Consider the following 232-nt stretch of genomic DNA (forward strand, 5'->3'; position numbering starts at 1 on the left):
GTCGCCCGCACCGCTGCCGGGCAGGGCACCAGCGCGCGCGAGGTCCTCGATCAGCTCGACGGCGATCTCGCCGTCGGGCTCGTCCCCGTGGGCGGGGGCGGCCTCATCGCCGGTGTCGCCGCCGATCTGCGCGAGCGGTCCCCACGCACGTCGATCGTCGGCGGCGAGCCGGCGGGTGCAGCGTCGATGACCGCCGCGCGGGGCGCGGGCGGTCCCGTCACGCTGCCGGAGG

1 protein-coding gene is annotated in these 232 nt (G+C 78.9%); it reads left to right on the plus strand.

Annotation, left to right across the window (positions count from 1 at the left end):
- Positions 1-232: pyridoxal-phosphate dependent enzyme (locus NVV99_RS26975; protein WP_260783357.1), on the plus strand; the 232-nt coding region annotated here is incomplete at both ends.

This window comes from Rhodococcus sp. PAE-6 (assembly GCF_025290685.1).
Taxonomy (GTDB): Bacteria; Actinomycetota; Actinomycetes; order Mycobacteriales; family Mycobacteriaceae; genus Rhodococcus; species Rhodococcus pyridinivorans.